The 16,632-nt window shown below is 63.8% G+C and carries 18 protein-coding genes; 10 read left to right on the plus strand and 8 right to left on the minus strand.

From position 1 onward, the window contains the following. The first annotated feature begins 79 nt into the window (after window positions 1–79). Entirely contained in the window at window positions 80–1,678 is a 1,599-nt protein-coding gene (locus ACPWMG_RS01905; RefSeq protein WP_483302978.1) for an ABC transporter permease, read from the plus strand. A gap of 44 nt (window positions 1,679–1,722) precedes the next feature. Beyond that, window positions 1,723–2,751, plus strand: coding sequence for an ABC transporter ATP-binding protein (locus tag ACPWMG_RS01910; RefSeq protein WP_483302980.1), 1,029 nt, complete (start codon window positions 1,723–1,725; stop codon window positions 2,749–2,751). A gap of 70 nt (window positions 2,752–2,821) precedes the next feature. Here the strand turns inward: ACPWMG_RS01910 and ACPWMG_RS01915 are convergent, their stop codons facing one another. Then, window positions 2,822–3,706, minus strand: coding sequence for an aldo/keto reductase family oxidoreductase (locus ACPWMG_RS01915; protein ID WP_483302981.1), 885 nt, complete (start codon window positions 3,704–3,706; stop codon window positions 2,822–2,824). Between the two features lie 110 nt (window positions 3,707–3,816). On the opposite strand from ACPWMG_RS01915, the gene ACPWMG_RS01920 reads away from it, so the two are divergent. Next, window positions 3,817–4,719, plus strand: a complete 903-nt coding sequence (locus ACPWMG_RS01920; RefSeq protein ID WP_483302982.1) for a LysR family transcriptional regulator — start codon at window positions 3,817–3,819, stop codon at window positions 4,717–4,719. A gap of 19 nt (window positions 4,720–4,738) precedes the next feature. Here ACPWMG_RS01920 and ACPWMG_RS01925 read toward each other — a convergent pair whose 3' ends face one another. After that, the gene (locus ACPWMG_RS01925; protein ID WP_483302983.1) at window positions 4,739–5,656 is read right to left on the minus strand and encodes a DMT family transporter; all 918 of its coding nucleotides are present in this window, start codon (window positions 5,654–5,656) and stop codon (window positions 4,739–4,741) included. Window positions 5,657–5,746: 90 nt separating this feature from the next. Between ACPWMG_RS01925 and ACPWMG_RS01930 the strand changes: the two genes are divergently transcribed. Next, the gene (locus ACPWMG_RS01930; protein ID WP_483302984.1) at window positions 5,747–6,673 is read left to right on the plus strand and encodes a LysR family transcriptional regulator; all 927 of its coding nucleotides are present in this window, start codon (window positions 5,747–5,749) and stop codon (window positions 6,671–6,673) included. A gap of 9 nt (window positions 6,674–6,682) precedes the next feature. Here ACPWMG_RS01930 and mnmA read toward each other — a convergent pair whose 3' ends face one another. Then, a complete protein-coding gene (mnmA, locus tag ACPWMG_RS01935; RefSeq protein WP_483302985.1) occupies window positions 6,683–7,855 on the minus strand; it encodes a tRNA 2-thiouridine(34) synthase MnmA in 1,173 nt (390 codons plus the stop codon). A 91-nt stretch (window positions 7,856–7,946) separates the two neighbouring features. On the opposite strand from mnmA, the gene ACPWMG_RS01940 reads away from it, so the two are divergent. The 3 genes from ACPWMG_RS01940 (at window position 7,947) to ACPWMG_RS01950 (ending at window position 9,277) form a co-directional block, all read left to right on the plus strand. Beyond that, window positions 7,947–8,402: a ribonuclease HI family protein gene (locus tag ACPWMG_RS01940; RefSeq protein ID WP_483302986.1), complete on the plus strand. Its 456-nt coding sequence runs from the start codon at window positions 7,947–7,949 to the stop codon at window positions 8,400–8,402. Between the two features lie 51 nt (window positions 8,403–8,453). Next, a complete protein-coding gene (locus ACPWMG_RS01945) occupies window positions 8,454–8,708 on the plus strand; it encodes a hypothetical protein (protein WP_483302987.1) in 255 nt (84 codons plus the stop codon). Window positions 8,709–8,827: 119 nt separating this feature from the next. Next, window positions 8,828–9,277, plus strand: a complete 450-nt coding sequence (locus ACPWMG_RS01950) for a cupin domain-containing protein (protein ID WP_483302988.1) — start codon at window positions 8,828–8,830, stop codon at window positions 9,275–9,277. Between the two features lies 1 nt (window position 9,278). Here the strand turns inward: ACPWMG_RS01950 and ACPWMG_RS01955 are convergent, their stop codons facing one another. The 5 genes from ACPWMG_RS01955 to ACPWMG_RS01975 form a co-directional block, all read right to left on the minus strand. Then, entirely contained in the window at window positions 9,279–9,551 is a 273-nt protein-coding gene (locus ACPWMG_RS01955; RefSeq protein WP_483302989.1) for a DUF2164 domain-containing protein, read from the minus strand. A gap of 84 nt (window positions 9,552–9,635) precedes the next feature. Further along, complete coding sequence (locus tag ACPWMG_RS01960) at window positions 9,636–10,547, minus strand: amidohydrolase family protein (RefSeq protein ID WP_483302990.1); 912 nt, start codon at window positions 10,545–10,547, stop codon at window positions 9,636–9,638. Window positions 10,548–10,596: 49 nt separating this feature from the next. Next, complete coding sequence (locus ACPWMG_RS01965) at window positions 10,597–11,754, minus strand: ABC transporter substrate-binding protein (protein ID WP_483302991.1); 1,158 nt, start codon at window positions 11,752–11,754, stop codon at window positions 10,597–10,599. 57 nt (window positions 11,755–11,811) lie between these two features. Then, complete coding sequence (locus ACPWMG_RS01970; protein ID WP_483302992.1) at window positions 11,812–12,666, minus strand: shikimate dehydrogenase family protein; 855 nt, start codon at window positions 12,664–12,666, stop codon at window positions 11,812–11,814. Between the two features lie 244 nt (window positions 12,667–12,910). Beyond that, window positions 12,911–13,405, minus strand: a complete 495-nt coding sequence (locus ACPWMG_RS01975) for an NUDIX hydrolase (protein ID WP_483302993.1) — start codon at window positions 13,403–13,405, stop codon at window positions 12,911–12,913. Between the two features lie 180 nt (window positions 13,406–13,585). Between ACPWMG_RS01975 and ACPWMG_RS01980 the strand changes: the two genes are divergently transcribed. From ACPWMG_RS01980 to ACPWMG_RS01990, 3 genes are all read left to right on the plus strand, one after another. Beyond that, window positions 13,586–14,716: a Re/Si-specific NAD(P)(+) transhydrogenase subunit alpha gene (locus ACPWMG_RS01980; protein ID WP_483301423.1), complete on the plus strand. Its 1,131-nt coding sequence runs from the start codon at window positions 13,586–13,588 to the stop codon at window positions 14,714–14,716. A gap of 14 nt (window positions 14,717–14,730) precedes the next feature. After that, window positions 14,731–15,057: an NAD(P) transhydrogenase subunit alpha part 2 gene (locus ACPWMG_RS01985; RefSeq protein WP_422830335.1), complete on the plus strand. Its 327-nt coding sequence runs from the start codon at window positions 14,731–14,733 to the stop codon at window positions 15,055–15,057. Window positions 15,058–15,142: 85 nt separating this feature from the next. Then, on the plus strand, window positions 15,143–16,579 hold the full coding sequence (locus tag ACPWMG_RS01990) for an NAD(P)(+) transhydrogenase (Re/Si-specific) subunit beta (RefSeq protein WP_483302994.1): 1,437 nt from the start codon (window positions 15,143–15,145) through the stop codon (window positions 16,577–16,579). The last annotated feature ends 53 nt before the right edge of the window (window positions 16,580–16,632 follow it).

Genomic DNA, 16,632 nt, shown 5'->3' on the forward strand with positions numbered 1-16,632 from the left:
GCACACGTTCTAAAGCACTCTGAAAATCTAAAACTCAAAATGGAAAACGTGGCGGCCCTGTCCGCCACGTTGCTTGTTGATGCAGGCCACGCCTGAACCTTCCTTCTCTATCGCTTCGGCCAGTGCCGGCAACGCGCAGCATGCTCGCCCCGTCGCGCGTCGGCTGGCTTTTTCATGGGCGGCCGCACTGGCTGTGGGCGTCACGGTGCTGGCGCTGTTGCCGCTCGGCTTCATTCTCTGGGTGGGCTTTCAAACCGGCTGGACCACCGCCTCGGCCTTGATCTTCCGCCCGCGTGTGGGCGAGTTGCTGATCAACACCAGTTGGCTGGTGGTCATCGTCGTCCCGTTGTGCACGTTGCTGGCGCTGGCCATGGCCTGGCTTACCGAGCGCAGCGACCTGCCGGGCGCACGCTGGTGGTCGTGGCTGGCGGCTGCGCCGTTGGCCGTGCCCGCCTTCGTGCACAGCTATGCCTGGGTCAGTCTGATCCCCAGCATGCACGGCCTGTGGGCGGCGGTGCTGGTCTCGGTGGTAGCCTATTACCCCTTCATGTATTTGCCGCTGGCAGCCGCCTTGCGCCGGCTCGACCCGGCCGTGGAAGACACTGCCGCGTCCCTTGGCCTTACGCCGTGGGAGGTGTTCCGCCGCGTCGTGTTGCCGCAGTTGCGCCTGCCGATGTGGGGCGGCGCCTTGCTGGTAGGCCTGCACTTGCTGGCCGAATACGGCTTGTTTGTGATGATCCGGTTTGACACCTTCACCACCGCCATCGTCGACCAATTCCAGTCCACCTTCAACGGCCCGGCGGCCAACATGCTGTCTGGCGTGTTGGTGTTGTGCTGCTTTGTGCTGCTGGGTCTGGAGGCCAGCACCCGTGGCCGTGAGCGTTATGCGCGTGTGGGCACGGGATCTGCGCGCATGCCCACGCCTAGCGTGTTGGGCGGTTGGATGTGGCCGTGCTTGCTGCTGCCGGTCGTGACGGCCATGTTGTCGCTGGGTGTACCGCTGGTCACGCTGGGCCGCTGGTTGATGGCCGGTGGCTCCGAAGTCTGGCAATGGTCTGAAATCCTGCCTACGCTGGGCCAGACCTTGTTGCTGGCGGTCGGCGGTGCGTTGTTGACCGTAGCGGCGGCCGTGCCCATGGCCTGGCTGTCGATCCGCGCGCCGGGCCGCACGCAACGTGTGCTCGAAGCCTGCAACTACATGGTGGGCTCGTTGCCCGGTGTGGTGGTGGCGCTGGCGCTGGTCACCATCACCGTGCGTGTGGCCATGCCCCTGTACCAAACCGTGTTCACAGTTTTTCTGGCCTACATGATGTTGTTCTTGCCGCGCGCGTTGGTCAGCCTGCGCGGCGGCATTGCGCAGGCGCCGGTCGAACTGGAACACGCCGCCCGCAGTCTGGGCCGCACGCCCGCGCAAGCCCTGTGGGGCGTGACCATGCGGCTGGCCGCGCCGGGCGCCGCCGCAGGCTTTGCCATGGTGGCCCTGGGCATCACCAACGAACTCACCGCTACGCTGCTGTTGGCCCCCAACGGCACGCAAACCCTGGCCACGGCCTTCTGGTCGCTGACCGCTGAAATCGACTACATGCGCGCTGCACCCTATGCGTTTTTGATGGTGGCGTTGTCGCTGCCCATGACCTGGCTGCTGTACGCCCAATCCAAGAAATCTGCTGGACGATGATGAGCTTTCTAGAAATAAACTCCGTCACCAAAACGTATGGCGCCATGCGCGCCCTGGGCGGCGTCAGCCTCAACGTGCCGGCGGGCAGCCGCACCGCCATCGTCGGGCCATCGGGCTCGGGCAAAACCACGCTGCTGCGTGTGATTGCCGGTTTTGAAGTGCCCGATACCGGCCGCGTTTCCATGGGCGGCCAACGCCTGGCGGAAGGCCCGGACGCCGTGCCCGCACACCGCCGTGGCATTGGCTTTGTGCCGCAAGACGGCGCGCTGTTTCCGCACCTGAACGTGGCCGACAACATCGGCTTCGGCCTGGCGCGCAACGACCCCGGTCGCCAACAGCGCATCGAAGAACTGATGGACATGGTTTCGCTGGACAAGATCATGCTCACGCGCCGTCCACACGAACTCTCGGGTGGCCAGCAGCAACGTGTGGCGCTGGCGCGCGCGCTGGCGCTGCGCCCCAAGCTCATGCTGCTGGATGAACCTTTTTCCGCACTCGACACCGGCCTGCGTGCCGCCACCCGCAAGGCCGTGGCGCAACTGCTGACCTCGGCCGGCATCACCTCCATCTTGGTGACGCACGACCAAGCCGAAGCCCTGTCGTTTGCCGACCAGGTGGCCGTGATGCGCGGCGGCCTGCTGGCGCAAGTCGGCCCGCCCTCCGAGCTGTACCTGCGCCCCATCGATGCGGCCACCGCCGGTTTTTTGGGCGAAGCCGTGGTGCTGCCCGCGCAGTTGGACGCGGGCTGGGCCGAATGCGTGCTCGGCCGCGTGCCGGTGAACGACAAGCTGCGCTCGGGCGAAGCCAACATCATGGTGCGCCCTGAACAGTTGGAGTGGGAAGACGTGGCGCCTGCAGCACACGGCGCGGTTGATGCAGACCCTTCTTGCTACGGCACCGTGACCGACGTGGACTACGGCGGCCCCATCTGCGGCCTGACCGTGCACCTCAAGGGCGCCGACGTTGACACCGCACCCCTGCTGGTGCGCAGCCACGGCATTGAAGTGCCCGCCGTGGGCGCCACGGTACGCATCAGTGTGCGCGGGCAAGCGCACGTGTTTGCTGGGGCGTAGAACGGTATCCATTCTGTAGCTGCTCACGCAGCCACAGAAAGCGTTAGAGGCAGATTTGGCTTGTGGCCTCTTAACCCGCAATCTTGTCCAGCGTGGCCACCGCCTCGCCAGGCAACGTCAATTCCACCGCCGCCAAATTCTGCTGCAAGTGCGCCACCGACGACGTGCCCGGAATCAGCAGAATGTTCGGCGCACGTTGCAGCAACCAGGCCAGCGCGACTTGCATGGGCGTGGCGTTGAGTGCAGCGGCCACGTCAGACAGCGCGGTGGACTGCAGCGGCGAGAAGCCACCGAGCGGGAAGAACGGCACGTAGGCCGTGCCGTGTGCGGCCAGGTCGTCGATCAACTTGTCGTCGCCGCGATGCGCCAGGTTGTACATGTTCTGCACGCAAACAATCGGGCAGATGCGGAGGCCATCTGCCACCTGTGTGGGCGTGACGTTGCTCAGGCCGATGTGGCGTACCAGGCCTTGTTGCTGCAGTTCGGCCAGCACGCTGAGCGGCTCTTCAAGCGAGCCTTCGGCCGGGCCGTGCACGTCGAGCATACTGCGCAGGTTGACCACGTCCAGCACATCTAAGCCCAGGTTGCGCAGGTTGTCGTGCACCGCCTGGATCAGCTCGGGGCGCGACATGGCGGGCAGCCAAGAACCGTCTTCGCCGCGCCGTGCGCTGATTTTGGTGACGATGGTCAGGTCGTCGCGGTACGGGTGCAGTGCCTCGCGGATGATCTGGTTGGTGATGTGCGGGCCGTAGAAGTCGCTGGTGTCGATGTGGTCTACGCCGGCCTCGACGGCCGCACGCAAAACGGCCACGGCGCCTGCGCGGTCTTTGGGTGGGCCGAAGACACCGGGCCCGGCGAGCTGCATGGCGCCGTAGCCCATGCGTTTGACGCTGCGGTTGCCGAGGGTGAAGGTGCCTGCTTTAGCAAGGTTAGCAAGGTTGGAGATGTTGGTCATGCTGTTTCCTTAGAAGTAACTCCAATGTAGGCCGCATCGACTCGCGCGATAAGATGGCTCAATCGGTACAGGCTGTACGGAATGGCGAACAATCTTGGCGACTCAGCGGCATGACATCCAATCTTGGTGATCTCACAGCGTTTCTGGCCGTGGCCCGCGCAGGTGGTTTTCGCGAGGCGGCGCGCGCCACGGACAGCAGCGCTTCCAGTCTGAGTGAAGCCGTGCGCCGCTTGGAGACGCAACTGGGTGTGCGCCTACTCCACCGCACCACCCGCAGCGTGACGGCCACCGAAGCCGGGGCGCGTTTGCTCGACCGGCTGGGGCCCGCCTTAGGCGAAGTAGAGGCTGCACTCGACGTGGTCAACGGCTTTCGCGACCGGCCTGCGGGCACCCTGCGGCTCAACGTGCCCGTGAGCGCGGCGCGGCTGGTGCTGCCGCGCATCGTGCCGCCGTTTCTGGCGGCCTACCCGGACATCCACCTCGACATCGTGGCCGAAGACAGTTTTGTCGACGTGCTCGCGGCGGGCTGCGATGCCGGCATTCGCTACGAAGAGCGGCTGGAGCAAGACATGATTGCCGTGCCCATCGGCCCGCGCGCGCAGCGCATGGCGACCGCCGCATCGCCCGCGTACTTGGATTTGCATGGCCGCCCCGAGCATCCACGCGAATTGCTGGAACACGCGTGCCTGCGTGGCCGCTTCAGCAGTGGCGCCATGCCGGCGTTTGAGTTTGAACGCGATGGCGAAGTGGTGGTGTTGAACCCCAGCGGCCAACTGGTGGTGGGCATAGGCGCGGCCACCGACCTGGCGGTAGACGCCGCGATTGCCGGCACCGGCGTCATCCAGTTGTTTGAAGATTGGCTGCGGCCCTTCCTCGACAGCGGCGCGTTGGAGCCCGTGCTGCAGTCGTGGTGGCGTCCGTTTACCGGGCCGTTTCTTTACTATTCCAGCCGCCGCCATTTGCCAGCGCCGTTGCGCGCGTTTGTCGATTTCATCGCCACACAGCGGGACTGAACACCGGCATCAAGTTTTGTCAAACCTTGCCGTTTGGCCGCGTCACCCACCAAGCAGAGGCCACGATCAGCAGCCCGCCAACCCAGCCCTGCAGCGTGATGCGATCGCCCAACCACAGCACGGCGATCAGCGCGCCCCACAGCGGCTCGCTGCCCATGAGCAAGGCCACACGCGAAGGGCTGGTGCGCGACGCCGCGTAGTTCTGCACGAAGAACGCAAACAGCGTGCACAACAACACCAGGAAAGCCATGGCCGACCAGAACGACGCCGTGTGCGGCAACGGCGTCCACGTGGTGCCGGGCACGACCCACATCAACGCCGCCGATCCCAGCGTCATCACACCCATCTGCACCGCCGTCATCGTGAGCGCGGGCAGGCCATGGCGCTGGCCGTGGCGCCGCGTCAGGCAGACCATCGTGCCGCGCAAGAAGGCGGCCAGCACGATGAGGCCGTCGCCCCAAGCCAGAGCCCCCGTGCCACCGTGTTGAAACGCCAGCAGCCCCGCGCCTGCGAGCGACAGCGCAGCCGCTGCCAGCGTGGTGCGGCTGGGGCGCACCTTGAGCAGCCACCATTCACACAACGGCGTAAAGGCCACACAAAGGCTGATCAAAAAGGCCGCGTTGGAGGCCGTGGTGAGCGACACGCCAAACGTCTCGCACACAAAGATGGCCAACAGGTTGATGCCCAGCATCGTGGCCCCTGCCAGCGCCGCTTTCCAAGAGGGTGTGGCCAAGCCGCGCAGCGCGGGCAGCAGCAACACAAAGGTCAACCCAAAGCGCAGCACCAGGAACTGCAGCACTGGCAGTTGCTCGGTGGCCACCTTGGCGGCGCTGTAGCTGCCACCCCAGATCACCGCCACCAACAGCAGCAGCCACTCAACAGGGGCTAGCCACGGGCGAGGAAGATTTTGAGAACTGTGAACCGCGCTCGCCGACATACCGCTCTCTCGCAAAAATGGGGATGTGCGAATTGTTCGTTTCACGCGCGGCATTGACTAGACTAGTCAGCAGAACAGGATCTATGCGCAGTGAGAACAAATGACTTCCTTGAGGTGGTGCACGAACTGGTGGCGTTTGTGCGCGTGGCCGAGGCCGGTAGCTTTTCTGCCGCTGCACGCCTGCACGGGCTCACGCCATCGGCGGTCAGCCGGCAAGTCGCGCGTTTAGAAAAAGCCATGGGTGTGGCGCTGCTACAGCGCAGCACGCGGCAACTACGTTTGACCGAAGCCGGCCTGGAAGTGCTGGAGCGCGGGCGCGAAATGGTGGCCGCCGCACAGGCCACGATGCGCGTGGCCGAAGGCCACATGGACACGCCCAAGGGCCTGGTACGCATCAGCGCACCCAAGGCCGTTTCGCGCCACCTGCTGCACCAGCCCTTGCTGGACTTCATGCAACGTTATCCCGATGTAGACGTGCATCTGCTGGTGGTCGACCGCCTGGTCGACCCGCTGCGCGAAGGCGTTGACCTGGTGGTGCGCCTCACCGACAACCCGCCGCCGGGCCTGGTGGCGCGTACCCTGAGGCCCGTGCGCCAACTGGTGCTGGCCAGCCCCGCCTACGTGGCGGCGCACACGCGCATTCAAACGCCGGAGGATTTGATCGCCCACAGTTGCATCTCACTCGGCGAGCAAGAGCACGACAACCGCTGGCGCTTTGTGCGCGGTGATGATGCCGTGAATGATGCTGTGGAAGTGACCGTCGTCGGCCGCTACACCGTCAACCACAGCGAGATGCGGCTGGAGGCCATTGAAGCGGGCTTAGGCGTGGGCTGCGTGCCGGAGTTTGTGGCGCGTGATGCGTTGGCGGCCGGGCGGGTGGTGCGCCTGCTGCCCGATTGGGTTTACAACAACGACTACCAGGGCACGATGTACCTGCTGTTCTCGGCATCGCGCTACACCACGCCCAAGGTGCGGGTGCTGATCGACCACTTGGTGGCCGCGCTGCAGCCTCAGTAAAACGCTGGATCAGGCCAACGTGGTTTGAGGTTGAACCGCTGGTGCTTCGGTCACGGTGTCGATCACTCCGCCACCCAGGCACACATCGCCGTCGTACAGCACGGCTGACTGGCCGGGCGTCACGGCCCATTGCGCTTCGGCAAAGTCGAGCTGCACGCCGCCAGTGGCGGTGCTGACCAGTGTGCAAGCCGCATCGGCCTGGCGGTAGCGGCTCTTGGCCGCATAGGCGCCGGGTGCGGGTGCCTCACCCGCCACCCAACTGGTGTCGTTGGCGGTGAAGCTGTGCGACTGCAGCCACGGGTGGTCGTGCCCTTGCACCACCCACAGCGTGTTCTTTTCTATGTCTTTGCGGGCGACGAACCACGGCTCGTGTTCACCGCTGCCGCGTTGTGCACCCTTTTCTTTCACGCCGCCAATGCCCAAGCCCTGGCGTTGGCCCAGCGTGTAAAAGCTCAGGCCCTGGTGTTTGCCCAGCACGCGGCCACGCGCGTCTTTGATGGGGCCGGGCTCTTTGGCGATGTAGCGGTTCAGAAAATCGCGGAACGGGCGCTCGCCAATGAAGCAGATGCCGGTGGAGTCTTTTTTCTTCGCGTTGGGCAGGCCAATCTCGGCGGCGATGCGGCGCACCTCGGTCTTGGGCAACTCGCCCACCGGGAACAGCGTTTTGGACAACTGCGCCTGGTTCAGCCGGTGTAGAAAGTAGCTCTGGTCCTTCAGCGGGTCCAGGCCCTTCAGCAACTCGTGTTTGCCGGTGGCGGCGTTGTGGCGCACACGCGCGTAGTGGCCGGTGGCAATCTTCTCGGCGCCCAAGCGCATGGCGTGGTCAAGGAATGCCTTGAACTTGATCTCGGCGTTGCACAACACGTCGGGGTTGGGCGTGCGGCCGGCCTGGTATTCGCGCAGAAACTCGGCGAACACGCGGTCTTTGTATTCGGCGGCAAAGTTGACGTGTTCGATCTCGATGCCAATCACGTCGGCCACGGCGGCAGCGTCCACGAAGTCGATGTTCGACGAGCAGTATTCGCTGTCGTCATCGTCTTCCCAGTTCTTCATGAAAATGCCAATCACCTCGTAGCCCTGCTGCTTGAGCAGCCAGGCACTGACGGCCGAATCCACGCCGCCGCTGAGGCCGACGACGACGCGTTGAGAAGAGGAAGTGATGTTGCTTGGTGGGGTGCCCATACCCTGGATTGTAAAAAACCGGCCAATGCCGTGCTGGCGTGGGGCTGTGCAGACCACAATGGCCCTACAGATGTGGTGTTGAGCGAGGATGATGAACGACGATCAAAACATGGGCCCGTGGGTGGCCTACGTGGACGGCAGCGCCACGCCCAACCCCGGCCGCATGGGCCTGGGCGCCGTGTGGACGGCGCCCGACGGCGCGCGCCACACACTGTCGCAAGCCACTCATACCGTCGGCTGCAACAACGAGGCCGAACTACGCGCCTTGATGGCGGTGTTGACGGAGCTGAAACGCGTGGGGGCCACTGCCATCGTCGTGCACAGCGACAACAGCGTAGTGGTGGCGCAGGTGGGCGGCGACGGCGCTAAACCCATCGCCCGGCTCGCGGCCTTGTTTGACGAAGCGCGTGCCTTGTTCCAGTCTTTTGAAGAGGCTCAGTTGGTGTGGATCCCTCAGCATCGCAATGCCAAAGCTGATGCCCTGGCGCGCGCCGCGTTGGGCATGGGTGAGCGCGTGGTCAAGCTGCCGAAGAAGCGGCGGAGATAAACAGGCGCCAGTTCTTGCACCGAGAAAGCCACCCGGCCTATCATGCCCGGCATGAGTACGCCACTTTTCATTCTGTTGAGCTTTGTCGCCGTCGTCGCTGTCGCCGCAGGCATTGGCGCTGTGCTCATTGCGGGTTCGCTTGTGGTGGCCGCGATGTTGCCGCATGGCCATCCACAGGTTGCGCGTTTGCGTACGTTCGCCGGCACGGCACCGCAAAAAGCCTGGCGTTTGGCCATGGCCCTGGATACGGTTTTCTGGGTTGGCCTGTTTTCACTCTTCGCGTACCTGACCTTCAGGTACAGCTAAAGCCGGCGCGGCTTGCCCTGGGCTGCGGCAGGCGCCTGCCTGCTCAGCGGAGTCATTCCCATCGGTCACTAAATCCGGCATGATGCGGGCCATCTCTTGGCTCCGCATAGGATCTCAAAATGTCCGACCCAACTGCCATCGCCGTAGGTCAATTGTCCATTCGCTATCTCGTGGACGGCTCGCAGACCGAAAGCGTGGGCATGTTTGAGTTGACGGTGCCGCCCGGCTCCAACGTGCCGCCGCCGCACAGCCACACCAAGAACGACGAATGTGTTTACGTGCTGGAGGGCTCGCTGCGCTACGCCGTGGGCGCCGAGACACGCGACCTGGCGGTGGGCGACACCATGCTCAGCCCGCGCGGCAGTGTGCACCAGTTCTCCAACCCATTTGCCACGACTGCACGCGCGCTGATCGTGCAGTCGCCAGACATAGGCGCGCAATATTTTCGGGATGTGGGCGCCGTGGTGAACGCGGCAAGCGCCGGTGGTGGCCCGCCCGACAAGGCCGCCATGATGGCGGTGATGACGCGCTACGGCTTGGTGCCGGCAGCGCCGCCGCCAAGGGTTTGAATCAGCGCCCCTTCTTCTGCCGGTCAGCCTTGCTCCAGTAAGCGAACTCTTCGGCGTGCACTTCAAAGTCGAGTTCTGCCACGCGCATTTGCAGGCGCTCTTGGGCGTCGGCCACGCCACGGTTGTAGAGAACGGGGCCGATCTCTTCGATGAAGTAGTTCAGCAATGCGCCGGCGGCGACGTTGCCAATGCGTTCGTCCATGTTGGACGCAAAGTAGCGCTCGATGGAGCTGATGGCTTGGGCCCGGTCTTCTTTGCTGAGTTCAATGGACATGTTGAGGCCTGGCGTTCTGCGGTGATGTTGACCGCAGATTTTAGTGAAACAGGCCTCCGCCGCGCTCTGCAGATGCGCAAGCAGCTACATTTTTGTGAGTGCTTGGGTGTGCACCTTGTCGGCTTGAAACTTCACCCACAACTGCCGCAAGTGCAGGGATGCATCTTCAAAGCCGAGCCACCGGCACGGGGTCTCCCACAGCAGGCGGTGGCGATCTCGGGTGTGCGGCAGCAGGCGTTCAACCGTGCGCAGCAGCGGGCCCATGTCTTGGCGAAAAGGCGCCTTCAAAAACGGCCAGTCGGAGGCCCACAAACACGCATCGAGTGTGAAGTGGTCGAGCAGGGCGCGCACGTAGGGCAGGGCGTCGTCAAACGGCGGTGCGGCCGTCGAAAACTTTTGAAAGCCCGACAACTTGACGGCCACGCGTCCGCGTCCGGAGCGGGCCAAACCCAGCAGCGCTTGAAAACCGGGTTGTTCTAGCCCCGCTCCCGCGGTGGGTCGGCCGCAGTGGTCGATCAACACTCGCACACCGCTGCGCAGCAGCATGGGCTTCAGCGCCAGCAGTTGGTCGTGTTCTACCTGCAGGCTCAGCAGCATGTCGAGGTCGGCCAGGCGGCGTAGCAGTGGCTCGGCGTCGGCGTAGTGTGCGGTGCCCAGCAGGGCGGCGTTCCAGGCGATGCCGATGACGCCCGCGTCGCGCAATTGCAGCAGGGCCCTGCGGGCGATGTCGTTCGGCACCACCGCAATGCCTTTGAAGCGGCCCTGGCCCTGTGCGATGGCGTTGAGCAGGCAGCGGTTGTCTAGGTTGTAGCCCGAGTTGGGGCCCACCAGCAGCGCGTGGCGAATGCCGTAGGCGTCCATCACCTCTTGGTACTGGGCAAGCGTGCCCATCTCTTGCCCGCTGGGGCGGTAGGCGACGTCGTCGGCGTAGGCAAAGCGGGATGGATCGAGCACATGGCAGTGGCAGTCAATCTTGGCTTCGTCAAAAATGCTCATGTGCAAGTCGTTCGGGAAACAGGGCGGCTCAGGGCAGCTCAGATGGGCGTCATTTCGCGCCCAGTGCCGGCAGCAGTTCTTTGATCTCTTGCTTGCCGTTGCGCGCTTCGGCCAGGAAGCTTTCGCGATCGAGGTCGCCGTTGGCGTCGATGCTCACGTCCATCAACACACCGGGGTTTTGCGCGGCCGAGATCTTCATGCCGTGCAAGGTTTGCGCGACCAGTTTGCGGTCGAGCTTGCCGGCTTTTTCAATCGCCGCTTTCAGCATGAAGATGCCGGTGTAGCCTTTGATGCCGTTGTGGTCGGGCGTGTACTTGAACTCTTTCTCGAAGCGTGCACGGAAGGCGCGCACCGCAGGAATCGGGGCGTCCACCGTCAGGCCCACGTGGGCCACGGCGCCATTGGCGGCATCGCCCGCCAGCTCGATCACCTTCTGGCTGGTGAGCACGGTTTCGCCGACGATGGGTTTGGTCACGCCTTGTTTGCGCAGCTCGCGCAAGATGCGCGCCGACTCTTCTTCGTTGCTGTAGGCAAACACCACGTCGGCGTTGCTTTGCTTGGCTTTCAGCACGGCGGCCGACATGTCGACCTGGCCTTGGTCGGTGGAAATGTCGGCGGTGATCTTCACGCCCACACCTTCCAGCGCCTTCATCAGCGACTCGCGGCCACCCTTGCCGAAGTCGTTGTTCACGTAGATCAAGGCCACGGTTTTGGCCTTCAAATTGTTAGCGATGTAGCGTGCCACTTTGGGCATGGCCGTGTCTTGCGTGAAGCTGGTGCGAAAGACGTAGGGGTTGCCTTGTTTGGTGATGCTTGCGGCTTCACCACCCGTGAAGTTGGGCACTTCGGCGCGGCGCGTCTCGGCCATGCTCACCAAGATCGAGCCCGAGAACACCGGGCCAAATACGGCGAACACACCGTCGTCGATCGCCTTGGTCGCCAGGCCTTTGGCGATGCCGGGGTTGCTTTGCGTGTCGGCATAACTCACGTCCAACTGGTGCCCCAAGATGCCGCCCGCCGCGTTGATTTCTTTGGCCGCCAGCTCCACGCCGTTCTTGAAGTTGGTGCCCGACGTGGCGCCCGCGCCTGACAGCTCGACGGTGGTGGCGATCTTGATGGGCGCGGTTTGTGCGACCACGATGGTTGTGGTGCTCAGGGTGCAGGCCAACGCTGCTGCGGCGAAAAGAACTCGGAGGGTGAATTGCATGGTTGTCTCCATTTGGTTTTTAGAAAGAAGCGCTCTTGTCGTCGCTTTTGAGGGGGCTTACTTTGGGTAGAGCAAGGCACGCACGGCGCTCAAGTCAGCCTGCACGGTTTGCGCAATGTCGTTGAAGCCGAAGAAGCGCAGGTACTCGGGAATTTGCTGCACCAGCATTTCGAAACCCGCTTCGGCACGGATGCCCCGTGCACGGCAGGCGCGCAGCAGCGAGGTGGGTTCGCGGCTCATGATGATGTCGACCACGGCGGCGCCAGCGTCCACACGTGCCGGGTTAAACGGCATGGGGTCTTCGGCCTTCAGGCCTTGCGAGGTGCAGTTGACGATGAGGTCGAAGCCCGCTGGGTCGGCGCTGTCGGCCACCACGGCAGCGTCGCCAATCAGGGGCTGCAGGCGTGCCACCAAGGCGGCGGCGCGGCCGCGTGTGCGGTTGAACACTGCCAGGTGTGCCGGGTTGCGTTGGGCCAGCGCGGCCGCCACAGCGTGGCCGCCGCCGCCCGCGCCCACCACCAGTACGCGTTGGCCGGTGATGGCCATGCCAAAGTGGTCCAGCCCTTTGACGAAGCCAATGCCGTCGAACAACGCGGCCTCCAGCCGGCCATCGGCATGGCGCTTCACGGCGTTGACCGCACCCGCAATGTTGGCCACGGGGTCAGAAGGTTTCAACGCAGTGGCCAGGGCCGACTTGTGCGGAATGGTGGCCCAAAAGCCACCCACGTTTTCGGCCTTCAAGCCATGTTCCAAAAAGCCGGTGAGCGCGGCGGCGGGCAGCTTCAGAGGCACCAGTACGGCATCAACGCCATGTTGCTGGAACAGATGGTTGTAAACCTCGGGCGCGCGCACTTGTGCGACCGGGTCGCCCAAAATATAGAAGACACGTGTGGAGCCGGTGATCTGGGGCATGGGATGAACGTACGTGGGGTGGAAAAAAGGGCGCGCCCCTAACGTCATAGCGGCCAGAGCGAGCGGGCAGAGCGCCAGTCTAGAAACGCTCGGTGCCTCACGGAAGATGCCGCGAAGTGAATCGTGATAACGGGGCGTTATCGATGGGCTGCCTTTGGCGCTGGGCAGCGTTTCAAAGCTAAATAGGCCGTTGCAGCACTACTGAATTACGTGAACAGCTACCGGTTTGATAGCGAATCGACCTTCAAAGCGTTTGGTAAACCGAGGCGTCAGTGTTCACAAAATCCAGCGGGAAGCGTTTGCCCGCCAAATAATCGTGCACCCCGCGTTGCAGTAGCGGCGTGCGGTGGCGCGGTGTGTGCTGCTGGATTTGCGCGGCCGTCATCCAGTGGGTGCGCACGATGCCGTGGTCCAGGCGGCGCGTGGTGTCGGGCGCGCCGACTTTGCCGCAGAAAGCAAAACGCAGGTAGGTGATGTCGCGGTCGTCGGCGCCGTTTTGCCCCGCGCGCTGGATGCGCGACATGTAGACGCCCACCAGCGCGGTGGGGGTGAAGCTGTAGGTGGTTTCTTCCAGCACCTCGCGCACGCAAGCCTCAACCAAGGATTCGCCGGACTCCAAGTGACCTGCGGGGTTGTTCAGGCGCAAGCCCTCGGGGGTGTGCTCTTCCACCAGCAGAAACTGGCCGTTTTTTTCGATCACGGCCGCCACCGTGACGCTGGGTTTCCATCGATTTTTCATGTGCCTATTATTGGCTGTGCAACCGATTGTGGGGGAATGGGTCTAGGGCATTCCCCTGTTAGAACATGCATGAAATTAGCGACAACTCAGGTAAGCTTGTCTGCATAAGTGGTTGTTTTCCTTGACGTTGCGAAAACAAAGCCACATTGGTTTGATTGCTGAAACTTCCAAGGAGACACCATGCTGATAGGCGTGCCAGTGGAGACGGTGGCGGGGGAGACGCGGGTGGCGCTGACGCCCGAGACGGCGAAGAAACTCAAAGCCCAGGGCCATACCCTGCGGCTGCAAAGCGGGGCTGGCGTGGCCGCGAGTGCGCCGGACGACGTGTACCAGGCGGTGGGCGTGGAGATCACCGATGCCGCAGGCGCCTTTGGCTGCGACCTGGTGCTCAAGGTTCGCGCCCCCACGGCTGCTGAACTCCCGCTCCTCAAACCTGGCACCACCATCGTCGGCATGCTCAACCCCTTCGATGCCGAGGGCCTGCAACGCCTCGCCGCTGCCGGCGTCACCGGCTACGCCCTGGAAGCCGCCCCGCGCACCACGCGCGCGCAAAGCATGGACGTGCTCTCCAGCCAGGCCAACATCGCCGGCTACAAAGCCGTGGTGCTGGCGGCCAACGCCTACCAACGCTTTTTCCCCATGCTGATGACGGCGGCTGGCACGGTCAAGGCCGCCCGCGTCGTCATCCTCGGCGTCGGTGTGGCGGGTTTGCAGGCGATTGCCACCGCCAAACGCCTGGGCGCGGTGATCGAAGCCAGCGACGTGCGCCCCAGCGTCAAGGAGCAGGTGGAATCCTTGGGCGCCAAGTTCATCGACGTGCCCTACGAAACGCCGGAAGAGAAAGAAGCCGCCGAAGGTGTGGGCGGTTACGCCAAACCCATGCCGCCGAGCTGGCTGGCGCGGCAAAAGATCGAAGTGGCCAAACGCGTGGCGCAAGCCGACGTGGTGATCACCACCGCACTCATCCCCGGAAGAGCGGCCCCGGAGCTGGTGAGCGAAGACATGGTCAAGGCGATGAAACCCGGTTCCGTTCTTGTTGACCTGGCCGCTGGCAAGGGGGCGAACGGAACCGGCGGCAACTGCCCGCTCACCGTGGCCGACCAAACGGTCGTCGTGCACGGCGTCACCCTGATTGGCGACACCAACCTGCCGGCCCTGGTCGCCGCCGACGCCTCGGCCCTGTACGCACGCAACGTCCTCGACTTCCTCAAGCTCATCGTCACCAAGGAAGGCACGCTGCACCAGGACTTGAACGACGACATCGTCGCCGCCTGCCTGATGACGCACGGCGGCGAAGTCAAGCGCAAATAAAAGGATAAAAAACCATGGACGCTGTTTCCCCCACCCTGATCAACCTGATCATCTTTGTGCTCGCCATCTACGTGGGCTACCACGTGGTCTGGACGGTGACCCCCGCGCTGCACACCCCGCTGATGGCCGTGACCAACGCCATCTCGGCCATCGTCATCGTCGGCGCCATGCTGGCCGCTGCGCTCACGGAAACCACGCTTGGCAAGACCATGGGTGTGCTGGCCGTGGCGCTGGCGGCGGTCAACGTCTTTGGCGGCTTTCTGGTGACGCGCCGCATGCTGGAGATGTTCAAGAAGAAAGAGAAAAAAGCACCTGCCGCAGAACAAGGAGCCAAGCCATGAGCGCCGCACGGCCGTCCGAAGGCGCGGGCCCCCTGTTGGGGGTGCGTGAAGCACACGCAGTGGCAAGCCTGGGGGAGAACCAATAATGTCCATGAACTTGGTGACTTTGCTGTACTTGATCGCCAGCGTGTGTTTCATCCAAGCCTTGAAAGGCTTGAGCCACCCCACGACCTCCATCCGTGGCAACCTCTTCGGCATGAGCGGCATGGCGATCGCCACGCTGACCACGGTCGGCCTGATTTACACCCATGCCACCGCCTTGCAGCGCAACCCGGTGGAAGGCCTGGTCTACGTGGTCGTGGCCCTGCTGGTCGGTGGCACGGCCGGCGCCCTCATGGCCAAACGGGTCGAGATGACCAAGATGCCTGAACTCGTCGCCTTCATGCACAGCATGATCGGCCTGGCGGCGGTGTTCATCGCCGTGGCCGCCGTGGCCGAACCCTGGGCGTTTGCGATTGCCGCCAAGGGTGAAGCCATCCCCGGCGGCAACCGCATCGAACTCGCCTTGGGGGCCTTCATCGGTGCCGTGACCTTCAGCGGCTCGGTCATCGCCTTCGGCAAGCTCAGCGGCAAATACAAGTTCCGCCTGTTCCAGGGCACACCGGTCAGCTTCCCCGGCCAGCACAAACTGAATCTCGTGCTCGGCCTGGCGGCGGCTTTCTTCATCTTCGGTTTCTGGCACAGCCAAAGCTGGATGGACGTCTGCCTGGTCATCGCCCTGGGTTTTGCGCTGGGTGTCTTGCTCATCATCCCCATCGGTGGCGCCGACATGCCCGTGGTGGTGTCCATGCTCAACAGCTACTCGGGTTGGGCGGCGGCCGGCATCGGCTTCAGCCTGAACAACAGCATGCTGATCATTGCCGGCAGCCTGGTGGGCAGCTCTGGCGCCATCCTCAGCTACATCATGTGCAAGGCCATGAACCGCTCGTTCTTCAACGTGATTGGGGGTGGGTTTGGGGGCGATGCGACGGCCGCATCCGGCGCGGCCGCCGTGCAACGCCCGGTGAAAAGCGGCAGTGCCGACGACGCCGCCTTTGTGCTGGCGAACGCCGAGACCGTGGTCATCGTGCCTGGCTACGGCCTGGCGGTGGCGCGCGCGCAGCATGCGGTGAAGGAACTGGCGGCCAAGCTGACCGAGCGCGGCATCACCGTCAAATACGCCATCCACCCGGTGGCCGGGCGCATGCCGGGCCACATGAACGTGCTGCTGGCCGAGGCCGAGGTGCCCTACGACCAGGTGTTCGAGATGGAGGACATCAACGGCGAGTTTGGCCAGGCCGATGTGGCCATCATCCTGGGGGCCAACGACGTGGTCAACCCGGCGGCGCACACCAAGGGCAGTGCGATCTACGGCATGCCCATCCTCGAGGCCTACCGTGCCAAGACCGTGATCGTCAACAAGCGCAGCATGGCGGCGGGCTATGCGGGGCTGGACAACGAGCTGTTCTATATGGACAAAACCATGATGGTCTTTGGGGACGCTAAGAAGGTCGTGGAGGATATGGGCAAAGCCATCGAGTAGGCTCTGGCTTCTGCGGCGCTCATATGTCGCCTAAGCGTCATTTGACGTTTAGG

It is taken from the genome of Hydrophilobacter chitinilyticus (genome assembly GCF_049860745.1).
In the GTDB taxonomy this organism is placed as follows: domain Bacteria; phylum Pseudomonadota; class Gammaproteobacteria; order Burkholderiales; family Burkholderiaceae_C; genus Rhodoferax_B.